The organism is Pseudomonas sp. CFBP 8772 (genome assembly GCF_014841665.1).
In the GTDB taxonomy this organism is placed as follows: Bacteria; Pseudomonadota; Gammaproteobacteria; order Pseudomonadales; family Pseudomonadaceae; genus Aquipseudomonas; species Aquipseudomonas graminis_B.
Genome location: NZ_JACYUI010000003.1, coordinates 512,375 through 527,367 on the forward strand (window position 1 = coordinate 512,375; position 14,993 = coordinate 527,367).

Annotated in this window: 10 protein-coding genes; 3 read left to right on the top strand and 7 right to left on the bottom strand. The window is 62.6% G+C overall.

Features of this window, described 5'->3' with window-relative positions:
- Positions 1–94: 94 nt before the first annotated feature.
- Positions 95–778, bottom strand: coding sequence for a TIGR04211 family SH3 domain-containing protein (locus IFT99_RS09100; RefSeq protein WP_192131741.1), 684 nt, complete (start codon positions 776–778; stop codon positions 95–97).
- On the opposite strand from IFT99_RS09100, the gene IFT99_RS09105 reads away from it, so the two are divergent.
- On the top strand, positions 777–968 hold the full coding sequence (locus IFT99_RS09105) for a hypothetical protein (protein WP_192131742.1): 192 nt from the start codon (positions 777–779) through the stop codon (positions 966–968). The two genes, IFT99_RS09100 and IFT99_RS09105, sit on opposite strands and share 2 nt — an antisense overlap.
- Positions 969–1,204: 236 nt before the next feature.
- Here the strand turns inward: IFT99_RS09105 and glgB are convergent, their stop codons facing one another.
- The 3 genes from glgB to IFT99_RS09120 are packed head-to-tail and all read right to left on the bottom strand — an operon-like array spanning position 1,205 to position 8,830.
- Positions 1,205–3,454 (bottom strand): 1,4-alpha-glucan branching protein GlgB, encoded by a 2,250-nt coding sequence (gene glgB, locus IFT99_RS09110; protein ID WP_192131743.1) that lies wholly within the window; start codon positions 3,452–3,454, stop codon positions 1,205–1,207.
- Between the two features lie 2 nt (positions 3,455–3,456).
- Positions 3,457–6,777, bottom strand: coding sequence for a maltose alpha-D-glucosyltransferase (gene treS, locus IFT99_RS09115; protein ID WP_192131744.1), 3,321 nt, complete (start codon positions 6,775–6,777; stop codon positions 3,457–3,459).
- Positions 6,778–6,793: 16 nt separating this feature from the next.
- Entirely contained in the window at positions 6,794–8,830 is a 2,037-nt protein-coding gene (locus IFT99_RS09120; RefSeq protein WP_192131746.1) for an alpha-1,4-glucan--maltose-1-phosphate maltosyltransferase, read from the bottom strand.
- 360 nt (positions 8,831–9,190) lie between these two features.
- On the opposite strand from IFT99_RS09120, the gene IFT99_RS09125 reads away from it, so the two are divergent.
- Positions 9,191–9,367 carry a hypothetical protein gene (locus tag IFT99_RS09125; protein ID WP_167355807.1) on the top strand — a complete coding sequence of 59 codons (177 nt, stop codon included), beginning with the start codon at positions 9,191–9,193 and terminating at the stop codon, positions 9,365–9,367.
- 273 nt (positions 9,368–9,640) lie between these two features.
- On the opposite strand, the gene IFT99_RS09130 is transcribed toward IFT99_RS09125, so the two are convergent.
- Positions 9,641–10,186 (bottom strand): MgtC/SapB family protein, encoded by a 546-nt coding sequence (locus tag IFT99_RS09130; RefSeq protein ID WP_065990617.1) that lies wholly within the window; start codon positions 10,184–10,186, stop codon positions 9,641–9,643.
- Positions 10,187–10,414: 228 nt separating this feature from the next.
- On the opposite strand from IFT99_RS09130, the gene mapR reads away from it, so the two are divergent.
- The gene (mapR, locus tag IFT99_RS09135; RefSeq protein WP_192131748.1) at positions 10,415–11,851 is read left to right on the top strand and encodes a GntR family transcriptional regulator MpaR; all 1,437 of its coding nucleotides are present in this window, start codon (positions 10,415–10,417) and stop codon (positions 11,849–11,851) included.
- A 235-nt stretch (positions 11,852–12,086) separates the two neighbouring features.
- Here the strand turns inward: mapR and IFT99_RS09140 are convergent, their stop codons facing one another.
- Both IFT99_RS09140 and IFT99_RS09145 read right to left on the bottom strand, forming a co-directional pair.
- Positions 12,087–12,833, bottom strand: a complete 747-nt coding sequence (locus IFT99_RS09140; RefSeq protein WP_065990613.1) for an SDR family oxidoreductase — start codon at positions 12,831–12,833, stop codon at positions 12,087–12,089.
- A gap of 48 nt (positions 12,834–12,881) precedes the next feature.
- The gene (locus IFT99_RS09145; RefSeq protein WP_192131750.1) at positions 12,882–14,972 is read right to left on the bottom strand and encodes a putative bifunctional diguanylate cyclase/phosphodiesterase; all 2,091 of its coding nucleotides are present in this window, start codon (positions 14,970–14,972) and stop codon (positions 12,882–12,884) included.
- Between the last annotated feature and the right edge of the window lie 21 nt (positions 14,973–14,993).

Genomic DNA, 14,993 nt, shown 5'->3' on the forward strand with positions numbered 1-14,993 from the left:
CATGGGGGGAAAGTTGCCAGTGGGCGTTAAAAACCCGGCATGGAGAATGCCGGGCCCGGTCCGTGTTTAGGCGGACGGCAGAACTGGGTTTGCTTCAGAACCAGCGATCGTTGCGCTTGCGGCCCTTGGTCAGGGACGGCAGGATCAGGCCCAGCAGCAAGCCGGCGCCGGCAATGCTGCCGCCGTACACCATGTAGCGCATCAGCACCTGATTGTTCTCGTCACCCAGCTTTGCCTGGGTGGTGCGCAAATCCGACTGGGCGCTGGCCAACTGCGCGTTCAGGTCCTTGGTCCGGGCTTCGAGCTCGTCGACCAGCTTCTTGCGCGATTCCAGGGTTTCCTGCATGCCCTGAACCTTGGTCTTCCAGTCATCGTCGATAGTCTTGAGTTGCGCGCTGAGGTCCGCGGATTTCTGGGTCAATTGCGGCAAGCGCTCGGCCTGACCGGGTACTTCCTGCAGGTCAGCGGTGGGAATCCACACGTTGTCGCCGGCGCTGCCACGCACTTGGCTGTAATCGCCCTGGGTGTTGATCAGCTCGACCTTCTGGCCGGATTTCAGCGTGCCGACGATGCGGTAGCCATCGGTGGGGCCGCTGCGCACGTAGGTGCTGAGGGTATCGCTGACCCAGCGATCCTTGCTCGTGGTTTCGGCCAGTGCGAAGGGGCTGGCACAGCTCGCGGTTAAGACGGTAGTCAGCAGGCCGGCGTTGAGCAAACGGCGTCGAACGCCCGACACGGGGGTAAAGCGAAGGGAGGCATCGGAGGCAGAAATAGGCATGGATAATCTTCGACAAATTGAAAAGAAGGCCGATGGGCGGGCCGCATGCAAGGGAATCACGCCTGATCGGACAGCGACGAACAACGCGCTGCAACGGCTGGAAAAGGCATCTGGCGCGGGCGAAATTCAGCCGGACGCCGAAGGCCGTGACCCGGGCGTACTGCGCGCGCAGTGGTCAACAGACCATTGAAAAGAGGTCAGGTTCACTGGGGAGGGATGACATTCGTCCGGGAAAGGTCCCACAACGCTTGTCGAAGTGACTGATACAACTGGGGGAGCGGGTCCGCTGGCGAATGCTTCATCAGGCGACGATGTCGACTGATGGAAAGCTATTCGCGAGCAAGCTCGCTCCCACAGGTTTTCCGCTGAGAGACTACTCGGCGAGTGCACTGCGGCTACACGCGCACAACGCCAGAGCAGGAGGTGTCAGACCTCGTGGTGCAGCTGCTCCACGGTCGGCTTGAGGATCACCACACCCAACGGCGGCAGGTTCAGGGACAGCGAGAACGCCTGGCCGTGACTCTTGATCTCGTCGGTGCGCACGCCCCCGCCGTTGCCGAAGTTCGAACCGGCATAGATCCCCGCGTCGCTGTTGAACAGCTCGGCCCACTTGCCGCTGAACGGAACACCGACGCGATAGGCCTCACGCGGCACAGGCGTCAGGTTGGCGACCACCAGCAACGGCTCGCCCTCCTTGCTCCAGCGCAGGTAGGCATAGACGCTGTTGCCGGCATCGTCACCGATGACCCACTGGAAACCCTGGGGCTGGCAGTCTTGCTCGTACAGTGCCTTTTCGGTCCGATACAAACGGTTGAGGTCGCTGACCAGCGTGTGCACACCCTTGTGCTCGGCGTACTGCAGGAAATGCCAGTCCAGCTCGGTGTCGTGGTTCCACTCGCGCCACTGGCCGAACTCGCAGCCCATAAACAGCAGCTTCTTGCCCGGGTGGGTCCACATGAACGACAGGTACGCGCGCAGGTTGGCGAATTTCTGCCAGCGGTCGCCGGGCATCTTGTCGATCAGCGAATGCTTGCCGTGGACCACTTCGTCGTGGGAAATCGGCAGCACGAAACGCTCGGACCAGGCGTACACCAGACCGAAACTGAGACGATCATGGTGATGCTGGCGATTGATCGGGTCCTGCTCGACGTACTTGAGCGTGTCGTGCATCCAGCCCATGTTCCACTTGTAGGAGAAACCCAGCCCGCCCTGTTGGGTCGGCTGGGAAACGCCAGGCCACGAGGTGGATTCCTCGGCGATGACCAGCGCCCCTGGCGCTTCGATCGCGACCACGTCATTGAGGTGACGCAGGAAGTCGATGGCTTCCAGGTTCTCGCGGCCGCCGTAACGGTTCGGCACCCACTCCCCGGCGTTGCGGGAATAGTCGCGGTACAGCATCGACGCCACCGCATCCACGCGCAACGCATCGACGTGGAAGTTCTTCAGCCAGTGCAGCCCGGACGCGATCATGAAACCGTGGACTTCGGTGCGACCCAGGTTGTAGATCAGCGTGTTCCAGTCCTGATGGAAGCCTTCATGGGGGTTGGCGTATTCGTACAGCGCAGTGCCGTCGAATTGGGCCAGACCGTGTGCATCGGTCGGGAAGTGCGCAGGCACCCAGTCAAGAATCACGCCGATGTCGTTGCGGTGGCACGCGTCAACGAATGCGGCGAAATCCTCCGGTTTGCCGTAACGCGCACTTGGGGCGAATTGCGACAACACCTGATAGCCCCACGACCCGCCGAAGGGGTGTTCCATGATCGGCATCAGTTCGATGTGGGTGAAGCCCGTTTCCTTGATGTAAGGAATCAGATGCTCGGCCAGCTCGCGCCAGTTGTAAGGGCGATCGGGCTCATCATCGCCACCGTGGTGCCACTTCCACGACCCTGCGTGCAGCTCGTAGATCGACAGTGGCTGGTGGATGTCATGCTTCTCGCCCCGCGACTGCATCCAGTCGCTGTCCTGCCATTCGAAGGCGAGCGGCGCAGCGACTTTCGACGCCGTGGCCGGCGGCAGCTGGGTCGCCAGGGCCATCGGGTCGGCTTTCAGCGGCAAGACGCCGTGCTGGCCGAGGATCTCGTACTTATAGGCCTCGCCCGGGCCAATGCGCGGAATGAAGATTTCCCACACCCCGGTCGGGTGACGCAGGCGCATCGGATGACGACGGCCATCCCAGCTATTGAAGTCACCCACCACCGAGACGCGGCGGGCGTTCGGTGCCCACACCGAGAAACGCACACCGTCCACGCCGTCGACGTTCTTCACCTGTGCGCCCAGCGCGCTGCTCAGGTCACGGTGGTTACCCTCGGCGAACAGGTACAAATCCATCTCGCCCAGCTGCTCGCCGAAGCTATACGGGTCTTCGGTGATTTGCTCACCGGTTGCCCAGGAAATTTTCAGCAGATAGGGTTCACGCACCGCAAAGTGCCCGGCAAAGAAGCCCGGCTTGTCGGTCATGCTCAGTTCGCCAAGGTCACGTTCGCCATCGCGAGCGAGCACGCGCACCGCCAGCGCATTGGGCAGATAGGCGCGGATCACCTGGCCTTCAGCGCCATCGCTGTGGGGGCCCAGCATCGAAAACGGGTCGCGGTGCTCCGCACGGATCAACGCGTCCATGTCAACGGCGCTTGGCAATGCTGCGTGGTTGCCATTACCGAATTGGTCAGAGGCACTCATTTTCATTCTCCATCAGACAGGTCTAGAAGCCCGCGCAAGCCTTGAAGCGGAACCGACAACCAAGTCGGCCGATTCTCGGCCTCGTAGGCCACTTCATAAGCGGCTTTTTCCAGGGTGAACAGCGCCAGCGCGGCCGCCTCACCTTTGGCATCTTTCCAGTCGTGACCCACCTCGACGGTGGCCTTGCGGTAGCCCTCCAGGAAGGCTTCCCGCGCCTGCAGCAAATACGTCTCGGCCACTTGCTGGCGGGCGGTGTCGGCCTGCACCGAGGTGTCGGCACTCTGCGCGTTGCGCATGGCCATCGCCGCAGCGTAGTCGAACGAACGCAGCACGCCGCTGACATCTTTGAACGGGCTGTATTTGGCCCGACGCTCCTGCAGGGGGCGCGCCGGCTCGCCTTCGAAGTCGATCAGGTAAGCATCGCCCTTCACCACCAGCATCTGGCCGAGGTGCAGGTCGCCATGGACACGCATTCTCAACCCGCCGACCGACTGCTTCGCCAGGGTTTTGACCTGAGCCAGCAGCGCTTTGCGCTTGCCCAGCAGTTCGGTGATGAGCTGCTGATCCTGGGCTTCCAGAGAGTCACGGTGCTGTTCAAGCAGCTGCAAGGCACGCTCGATCTGCGCCGAAACGCTCTTCGCCGAGGCCTCGCTGTCCTTGACGCTGGTCACTTCGGTCTTGAAGTCGGGGTTGTCCGTCGGCGCACCGAGGATCACGTGCATCTCGCCCAGACGCTGACCCAGCAAGCCGGCGAAGTCTTTCAGCTCGATCAGCGCGTTGGCTTGCTGCTCCAGCGCCGATTGCCCATGGGCCATGTGATCACGCACCGCGCGTTCGAGGTTGTTCTGCGTCCATTCCCACGCATCGCCCTGATTGCTCAGGTAACCTTGGGCGATCATCAGCAGGTTCTTCTCGCCCTGCCCGTCCACGCGCACCACCGCACCCAACAGCGGCGAGATGTGCGGGTAACCGGCTTCGGTGAGGTACGCGCCCATTTCCAGCTCAGGGTGAGTACCGGCCGCGACACGGCGAATCATTTTCAGCACCAGCTTCTTGCCGACCACCACCGAGCTGTTGGACTGCTCGGCCGAGAGGTAACGCACTTCTGCGTCTTCATTCAGGCCCAGCGGTGCCAGTTGCGAGGTGCTCTGGAATTGCAGCTCGCCATCCGGCGTCGCCAGCACGGTGTTTTCCTGCATGCCGCGGATGACGCTGCGAATGAACGGCTCAAGGGTGAAGGCATCGGTAATCAAACCGACCTGACGGCCGCGACGTACGCGGGACAGGGCCAGCTGTTGCGGCAAGGCGCTGCTGATGTCGTCTTCCGGCAACAGGCCGAACGGCAACTGGTAGCGCACCGTTTCGCCGCCGGAAGTGACTTCGATTTCGCTCAGCAACACCGGACGCACCGTGGTGCCGAAGCGCACGGCGTAGGCGATGTGGATGTTGTCGATGGCCGTACCTTTGCCAGCGAACCAGCGGCGTTTCGGCAGATAGACCGACAGTGACTGCTGCTCCATGGTCTGGCGCAGGGGTTCTTCGAGCAGTTCTTCCAGGCGCTGCTTGAGCACCAGGGTCGGGAAGTCCGGCATGCTCTGGGCCGGTTCAACGTGCCAACTGGGCATTTGATTCTCCGCGGCCAGCAAGAACCAGTAGAAGCCATAGGGAGGCAACGTCAGCAGGTAATTGAGCTGGCCAATAGGTGGAAAGGCGCTGCCGCCAAGCATCTCGACCGGAACGGTCCCGGCGTACGGGGCCAGTTCCAGCTCGGCGGCCTGGGAGGCGGCCGAAACGTTGGCGACACACAGGATGATTTCAGTCTTGCCGTCCGGGCCGGTGTACTCGCGGGTGTAGGCCAAGATGCGGCGGTTGCTCGGCGAGAGCATCTTCAGGGTGCCGCGGCCGAAGGCTTTCTGCTGACGACGCACGGCAAGCATGCGGCGGGTCCAGTTAAGCAACGAGTGCGGGTCATGGTCCTGCGCCTCGACGTTGACCGACTGATAACCGTACAGCGGGTCCATGATCGGCGGCAGCACCAGGCTCGCCGGGTTGGCGCGGGAAAAGCCGCCGTTGCGGTCGATCGACCACTGCATCGGCGTGCGCACACCGTCGCGGTCGCCGAGGTAAATGTTGTCGCCCATGCCGATTTCGTCGCCGTAATACAGGGTCGGCGTGCCGGGCATAGACAGCAGCATGCTGTTGAGCAGTTCAACGCGGCGGCGGTCACGTTCCAGCAACGGCGCCAGGCGACGACGGATGCCCAGGTTGATCCGCGCGCGACGGTCCGAAGCGTAGTAATTCCACAGGTAATCACGCTCGCGGTCGGTGACCATCTCCAGCGTCAGTTCATCGTGGTTACGCAGGAAGATCGCCCACTGGCAGTTTTCCGGGATTTCCGGGGTCTGGCGCAGGATGTCGGTAATCGGAAAACGGTCTTCCTGGGCCACCGCCATGTACATGCGCGGCATCAGCGGAAAGTGAAACGCCATGTGGCATTCGTCGCCGTCCTTGCCCTTGCGATCTCCGAAATACAGCTGGGTGTCTTCAGGCCACTGGTTGGCTTCGGCCAGCAGCATGCGATCGGGGTAGTTGGCATCGATTTCAGCGCGAATCTGCTTGAGGACCTGGTGGGTCTCCGGCAGGTTCTCGTTGTTGGTGCCGTCGCGCTCGATCAGATACGGAATTGCGTCCAGGCGCAGGCCGTCGATGCCCATGTCCAGCCAGTAGCGCATGACCTCGATGACCGCCTTCATCACCTGCGGATTGTCGAAGTTCAAGTCCGGCTGGTGGGAATAGAAACGGTGCCAGAAGTACTGCTCGGCGACCGGGTCCCAGGTCCAGTTGGACTTCTCGGTATCGAGAAAGATGATCCGGGTGCCGTCGTATTTCTGCGGGTCATCGGACCAGACGTAGAAATCCCGGGCCTTGGAGCCTTTCTTGGCATGCCGCGCGCGCTGGAACCACGCGTGCTGGTCCGAGGTGTGGTTGATGACCAGTTCGGTGATCACCCGCAGGCCGCGGTTGTGCGCCTCGGCGATGAATTTCTTGGCATCGGCCATGGTGCCGTAGTCGCTGTGCACACCCCGGTATTCGGAGATGTCATAGCCATCGTCGCGGCGGGGCGACGGGTAGAACGGCAGCAGCCAGATGGTGTTGACGCCCAGCTCGGCAATGTAATCGAGCTTGGCAATCAGCCCCGGGAAGTCACCGATGCCATCGTCGTTGGAATCGAAAAACGACTTAACGTGGACCTGGTAAATCACCGCATCCTTGTACCAGAGCGGGTCTTCGATAAAGGCAGCGTTGCGGGGTTTCTTTGCCATGACCACATCCTTTGAATTATTGGTTTGTGGCTTTGATGCGCCAGATGCCGAACGGCTGGTAAGACGGGTCCAGACGCATGAACTGGGTCTTGCCGTACCAGGTCCAGGAATGCCCGGTCATCAAATCTTCCCCCAACGTCGCGGCGTCATCCGACAGGCCCATTTCCCACAGCGGCAGTTCGAAATGCGCTTCCTGCGCGTTGCGCGGGTCAAGGTTCACGGCCACCAGAATGAAGTTGCTGCCATCCGCCGTGCGCTTGCCGAAGTACAGGATGTTGTCGTTGTACGCGGTGTAGATCTTCAGGCCCAAGTGCGTCTGCAGCGCCGGGTTCTGGCGACGGATGCGGTTGAGCTGGGCGATCTCGGCAATGATGTTGCCAGGCGCGGTGAAGTCCCGGGGACGGATCTCGTACTTCTCGGAATCCAGGTATTCCTCTTTGCCCGGTACCGGCGCCGATTCACACAGTTCGAAGCCCGAGTACATGCCCCACAGGCCCGAACCCATGGTCGCCAGCGCCGCGCGGATCAGGAAACCGGGGCGCCCTGAATCGTGCAGGAACGGCGGATTGATGTCCGGCGTGTTGACGAAGAAGTTCGGCCGGTAGCATTCACGCCACGGCGACTCGTTGAGCTGGGTGAAATACTCGCTCAGTTCGGCCTTGTTATTGCGCCAGGTGAAATAGGTGTAGCTCTGGGAATAACCGACCTTGCCCAGGCGCGCCATCATCGCCGGCTTGGTGAAGGCTTCGGCGAGGAACATGACTTCCGGGTGCTGGCTGCGCACGTCGGCAATCATCCACTGCCAGAACGGCAGCGGTTTGGTGTGCGGGTTGTCGACGCGGAAGATCTTCACGCCCTCTTTGACCCAGCCGAGGATCACGTCACGCAACTCGGTCCACAGGCCTGGAATGGCGTCCGGCGCATAGAAATCGACGTTGACGATGTCCTGGTATTTCTTCGGCGGGTTTTCCGCATAGCGGATGGTGCCGTCCGGACGCCAGGAGAACCAGCCCGGGTGCTCCTTGAGCCACAGGTGATCCTGGGAGCACTGGATGGCGAAATCGAGGGCGATTTCAAGGCCATGCTCAGCTGCGGCGGCGACCAGCTCGCGGAAGTCTTCACGGGTGCCCAGTTGCGGGTGAATGGCGTCATGCCCGCCTTCAGCGCTGCCGATGGCGTAAGGGCTGCCCACATCATCCGGGCCTGCGGTGAGGGAGTTGTTCGGGCCTTTGCGGTGCGCGCGGCCGATCGGGTGGATCGGCGGGAAGTACAGCACGTCGAAGCCCATGTCGCGGATCATCGGCAGGCGCGTGTGAACGTCCTTGAAGGTGCCATGGCGCTTTTTGTCATCGGTGATCGAACGCGGAAACAGCTCGTACCAGCTGGCGAACTGGGCCAGCTCACGCTCGACGTCCAGCGGGAATTCCAGGCTCCGACTGAGGAACGCGTGGTTGTCCGCCTTGGCCATGACGGCGGCAGTTTCGCTGTTCAGCAGCAGTGCGACCTTGGCCTCGTTTTCGGTGGCCTCGCCCAGGCGCTTGATCAGGCTGTCGAGCTGACCGCGCAATTCCAGGGTGCTGCGCTCGGCGGCGTGCACCAGGTGCAGGCGCCCTTCTTCCAGCTCCAGGTCGATCGTCACGCCGGCGGCGTACTTCTTTTCCAGCTCGTAGCGGTAGCTGCCGAACTGATCGATCCAGGCTTCGAGGCGGTAGATATAGCGGGTGAAGGTCGGCGGGGTGAATTCGCCAATCCAGCTGTCGTTGCCCAGCTCGCGCATGGGCACGGACTGCCATTGTTCATCGTCAGCGGCCCGGTAGACGATACGTACGGCCATCTTGTCGTGGCCGTCCGCGTAGATTTTGCTGGTGACCGTGACCGGCTGACCGACAACGGCCTTGGCAGCCAGCTGACCGTTATCGATCACCGGTTGGGTGTCCTCGATCACGATCCGCGGAAGCTGCAAGGCTTGGGTCAGGGGGATAGGGTGGATAGAGTGGAGAACATCGTTGGCCAGGGAATCCGGGCCGTACGGCTGATCAGCAGTATCATTCATCGAGCATCACTCCTCACGCCCAGGGACGCCCGCTGTGGGGCGCCCATTGCTTCAGCGTCTTTGTCCATAACATAAGAGAGAGCCACGGGATCAACGCATCCGGACGTGGCAGCATAGGTTCCGAACGCCAGCCTCGGGCAAAAGTTCAAAGAGCTTGCGTGACGGTTGATCAACTCAGCGCACGGCACGCGGACTGGTTTTGCTCAGCACCGGGAAGGCAGCAGCGCAACGGTTGCAGTGAATCATTGGCAACGGGGAGCGGTCGTAACCTGGGAGTGCTGCGGCGTTGATGAACAGCCGCTCGACACGCTTGCCTCGATAACCTCACGCATGCCTCGATAACCAAAGGAAGGTAACACCATGAGCATTCCCGTTCCCGCAGAAACGCCCGATCCGAACATCGATGACCCCGAGCTGCCGGTGCCCAAGCCGGAAGAGCCGCCTTCCCCGCTTATGCCCCCGGTGATCGAACCGCCGGCCGGTGACCCGCCGAGCAGCGAGCCGCCGGCGATTCTGGATGAGAAGTTCCCTGAGTGATTGAATGCCCTCTCCGGAGAAGCCGGTCCCTGCTGACGCAACACGTTTTGTGGGACCGGCTTTAGCCGGGAAGCTTTTAGCGGGCCAGCTGCGATTTTGAGGGTGCGCCGACTGGCCTCTTCCCGGCTGAAGCCGGTCCTACTGCGCGTGTTTTCCGTAGGACCGGCTGCGCATGTTTTCCGTAGCACCGACTGCGCATGTTTTCCGTAGGACCGGCTTCAGCCGGGAACGCGTCAGCAGCCCCACCACCGATGTTGCCGAATGACCCCAGGCTCACGGCTCCTGCGCTTCCCCACCTGTGCTGCGAGCCGGGTCCCTGGCGCGCTCTTCCGGCGATTCAAAGCGCCTCACAATTCGCGGCATCAGACTGAAAATGCCCAACGCAAGCACAGTACTCAGCACCGCCGTCATCTCCCTGCCCATTCCCGCCGCGATACCGATCGCCGCCGTCATCCACAGACCGGCTGCCGTAGTCAGGCCCTTCACTTGCGTCGCGTTGAGCGCATCGCCCTTGAGGATGGTCCCGGCGCCGAGAAAGCCGATCCCCGCCACAATGCCCTGCACCACCCGGCTGAGTGCAGCGTCGTCGGCACCGGCCATACGCGGCACCAGCACAAACAGCGCAGCGCCCATGCACACCAGCATGTGAGTTCGAACCCCGGCCGCCTTGCCTTTGTGTTCCCGCTCGAAGCCCAGAATCCCGCCCAGCAGCGCCGCAATCACCAGGCGTATGGTCACGCGGGTGATCTGCCCGGCATCGGTGATGTCAGAGAACTCGGCCTGCAGTGTTTCCACCACTTCTTCCCACCAGGCATTCATCAGTGCATTCCCCTCATTCAGCGTCAGTGCCGTATGGACCGCAGCAGGGGCCGAGAGTGCGGGAGGAGCCCGACGACCCTCACCCCTGATCCGGTTCTCGGGTGCATATCTGCATCTGTACTAATTCGCAGACGACGCGCATATTCCGCCTGCACCGGGTCACCCGCCCTTCCCGCCGGCCACCCACTGGCGGCTGCGTCCCAGACGCCCCTCAGCACGAGCCCCGCCATGAAGCGTTATGAAAAGTTTGCCGATGACATTGCCGAGCTGATCCGCACCGGGGTGCTTGCTGCGGGGCAGCGTGTGCCGTCGGTGCGCTACGCCAGCCAAACCCACGGCATCAGTCCGTCGACGGTGTTCCAGGCCTACTACTTGCTGGAACGTCGAGGCCTGATCCGGGCGCGGCCGCGCTCCGGCTACTTCGTCAACGACAGCATTCGCCTGCAAGGCCTGAGTGACAACGCCATCGAGCAGGATGCGCGCCCCGCGCCACAGCTGAGCGAATCCACCGAAGTCGACGTCAGCGAACTGGTGTTCTCGGTGCTGGAATCGATCAAGGACCCGAACACCGTGCCATTCGGCTCCGCCTTCCCCAGCGCCGCGCTGTTCCCGTTGCAGCGCCTGGCCCGCTCCCTCGCCAGTGCCACCCGCGACATGGACCCGCGCATGGTCGTCAGCGACCTCTCGCCCGGCAATCCAGCCCTGCGCCGGCAGATCGCCCTGCGTTACATGGTCGCCGGGCAGATGCTGCCCATGGACGAGCTGCTGATCACCAACGGGGCCCTTGAAGCCCTGAACCTGTGCCTGCAAGCGGTGACCGAGCCCGGTGATCTGGTGGCCATCGAGGCACCGGCGTTCTACGCCTGCCTGCAGGTGCTCGAACGGCTGAAGCTCAAGGCGGTGGAAATCCCGGTGCACCCGCAACAGGGCATTGACCTGGCAGTGCTTGAGCAGGCGCTCGAGCGTTACCCGATCAAGGCCTGCTGGAGCATGACCAGCTTCCAGAACCCCACCGGCGCGACGGTGCCTGAGGCGCGCAAACGGGAGCTGGTGCAGCTGCTGCGCAAGCATGAGGTGCCGCTGATCGAGGATGACGTGTACGCCGAGCTGTATTACGGCCAGCACGCGCCGAAACCGGCGAAGGCGTTCGACACCGAAGGCCTGGTCCTGCATTGCGGCTCGTTCGCCAAGAGCCTGGCGCCCGGGTATCGGGTGGGCTGGGTCGCTGCCGGGCGTTATGCGCAGAAGGTCGAGCGGCTGAAGATCATGACCTCGCTGTGCGCCTCGATGCCGGCCCAGGCGGCCATTGCTGATTACCTGCAACACGGCGGCTACGACCGGCACCTGCGCAAGTTGCGCCACAGCCTGGAAGATCAGCAGCGTGCCATGCTCGGCGCCATCGCCCGGTATTTCCCCGCGCAGACCCGCGTCAGCCAGCCCACCGGCGGGTACTTCCTGTGGGTGGAGCTGCCGGAACAGATCGATTCGCTGAAAGTGTTCCAGGCCGCCCTCGCTCAGGGCATCAGCATCGCCCCCGGCCCGATGTTTTCGCCAACGCGGCGCTTCCAGCCCTTCATCCGCCTGAACTACGGCAGCCCGTGGGGTGAAGCGCCCGAGCAGGCGATGGAGACACTGGGGAAGATCATTCGCTCGATGATGGGTTAAAAAGTGCCGGGCGAAGGGGCAGCGCTGCAAATCTTAAGTGCCAGGACTGGCCCCTTCCCGGCTAAAGCCGGTCCTACAAGGGACCCCGTGCAGTCAGCGGAATTGACTGTGAACGCGGGTGTAGGACCGGTTTCAGCCGGTCCTACAAAGGACCGCGTGCAGTCAGCGGAATTGACTGTGAACGCGGATGTAGGACCGGCTTCAGCCGGGAAGACGGCGGCACATTCAGCGGTGACTACCGACCGCCGCCCAGATCAATGAACGACCCCGTCGAATAGGACGCCTTGTCCGACAGCAGCCACAGAATCGCTTCCGCCACTTCATCGGCCAGTCCGCCACGGCCCATGGGGATGGTCGGTTCCAGCTTGCTGACGCGGTGAGGGTCGCCGCTCAGGGCGTGGAATTCGGTGAAGATGTAACCGGGGCGCACGGCGTTGACCCGCACCCCCTCGCCCGCCACTTCCTTGGCCAGCCCGACGGTGAAGGTGTCCAGGGCGCCCTTGGACGCCGCGTAGTCGACGTATTCACCGGGTGATCCGAGCCGTGCCGCCACGGACGAGACATTGACGATGCTGCCGCCGCGCCCGCCATGACGGGGCAACATGCGCAGCAGCGCGTGCTTGCTGCAGAGCATGGGCCCGACTACGTTGCTCATCATGATCTTCAGCAGACGAAACTCGGACATCGTGTCCAGCCGCGAAGCCTCGCCCACCGTGCCGGCGTTGTTGACCAGCGCAGTGATTCGGCCCATGTCGGCATCGACCCGGGCAAAAAGACGAATGATCTCATCCTCGTTGCTGACGTCCGCCTGTACCGCAATGGCATGCCCGCCCGCCTCGCGAATCTGCCCGCACAACCGCTCGGCCGAAGCGTGATCGGACAGATAGTTGATGCACACGCGATATCCCTGCGCTGCGGCCAGCACCGCCGTGGCGGCCCCGATACCCCGGGAGCCGCCGGTGATGAGGAGATTTTTATCCATAAACGTTCCCAGTCGATCAATGCGTGGAGGTGGGGTGGGTGTTAACACTCAATCGGTGATTTCGCGGACACGACGCCGGGCAGCTTCAATGTCAGCCATGAAACCCTCGGCCGGCAATGGAGAACCCAGCAGGTTGCCCTGCAACGCGTCGCAGCCCAGCCGCGTCAGGAAACTCTGTTGGCTGGCGGTCTCGACCCCTTCGGCAACGATGCGCAGGTTCAGCGCCTGACCCAGCGCAACGATCGCCGACACGATGGCCGCATCGTCGCTGTCGGGCTCCAGGTCGCGCACGAAACCGCGGTCGATTTTCAATTCGTTGGCCGGCAGGCGTTTGAGGTACATCAGGCTGGAGTAGCCGGTGCCGAAGTCGTCGATGGACAGGTCCACGTCCATGTCCGAGAGCTTGCGCAGCACGGTCATGCTCGCGTCGGCATCGCTCATGGCGGTGGTTTCGGTGATTTCCAGGGTCAGGCAGTTGGCCGGCAGCCCGTGGGTCGTCAATGCATCCGCGACGGCTTCGATCAGCCCGACATGGCTGAATTGCAATGCCGACAGGTTCACGGCAACGCGCCAGTCAGTGTTGCCGGCGTCGTACCAGCACTTCATCTGCCGGCAGGCCTCGCTCATTACCCATTCGCCGACCGGAATGATCAAGCCGGTTTTTTCCGCCAGACCGATGAAGGTATCCGGCATCAGCAGCCCGAGCTGCGGATGGTTCCAGCGCAACAGTGCTTCGGCACCGACCGGCCGGTGGGAGCTTGTGCTGAACTTGGGCTGGTAATGCAGGCAGAATTGCCCGTCACGCAGCGCAAGGCGCAGGTCCTGCTGCAACTGCAGCTTGTTGCGCGCATTGGTGTTCATCGACGCGTCGAAGAAGCTGTAGCCGTTCTTGCCGGCGTTCTTGGCGTGGTACATCGCGGCGTCGGCGTTCATCAGCAATTCCTGCTGGGTTCGGCCGTTCCCCGGGTACAGGCTGATGCCGATGCTCACTGTCACCTGCAGATCGTGTTCCTGCACGCTGAACGGCTGGTTCACCAGCGAGACCTGACGCGACGCCACGCTGACCGCCTCTTCGCCATCGTCGAGTTCGACCAGCAACACGAATTCATCGCCGCCGATGCGCGCCAGGGTGTCATGGCGATGGAAGTTCTCGCGCAATCGGAAGGCCACGGCCCGCAAGAGCTGGTCGCCGACGTGATGGCCGAACGCATCGTTCACCGGTTTGAAGCCATCCAGATCCAGAAACATCAGGGCGAACATGCCGCCCTGGGCATCGACCTTGCGCATGGCCTGATCGATACGATCGGCCAGCAACATGCGGTTGGGGAGCCCGGTCAGGTTGTCGTGCAGGGCCAGTTGCGTGAGCTCGCGGTTGGCCTCTTTCAACGACAGTGACAGTTGGGCGGTACGCGCCGCCATGCGCGCGTCCAGCACCGACGTCAGCAAGGTGATGCCCAGCACCGCCAGACTGGTGACCAGGACCACCTTGTCCAGACCGTCGGTGCGCAGGCCATTGGAAAGCGCGCCGCAGAAACTGCCCTGTGGAAAGTTGGCGGCGGTCATGGCGGTGTAGTGCATGCCCAGGATCGCAAACCCCATGACCACCGCCGCGCCCCCGCGTGCCAGGCGAACGTAAGGGGTTTCCTTGCGCAGCCGCACGGCGATGCTCAGCGCGACGGCGGACGCGGTGACGGCAATGACCAACGACAACCCGAACAAGGTGGGGTCGTAGTCTATGCCCGGCTGCATGCGCATCGCCGCCATGCCGGTGTAATGCATGGCGCAGCTGCCCAGGCCCATGACCAGTGCGCCGAACAGCATATTCGACAACGGGACGCGGTCGTGACTGACCAGCCACAAGGCAAAACCCGAGGAGAAAATGGTCATCAGCAACGAGAGCAGTGTCAGCGGTATGTCGTACGCCAGCTCGATGGGCAGCGTGAACGCAAGCATGCCGATGAAGTGCATCGACCAGATGCCGATGCCCATGGAGAGCGCGCCGCCGCACACCCACAGCATCCTCGCCCGACCGCGGGCCGACGCAATGCGCCCGGCCAGATCAAGGGTCGTGTAAGACGCGAGAATCGCTACGAGGACTGAAATCAGAACCAGCGAATTGGTGTAATGGCCGATCAACATGGCTGGCTCTTGGCTCAACGG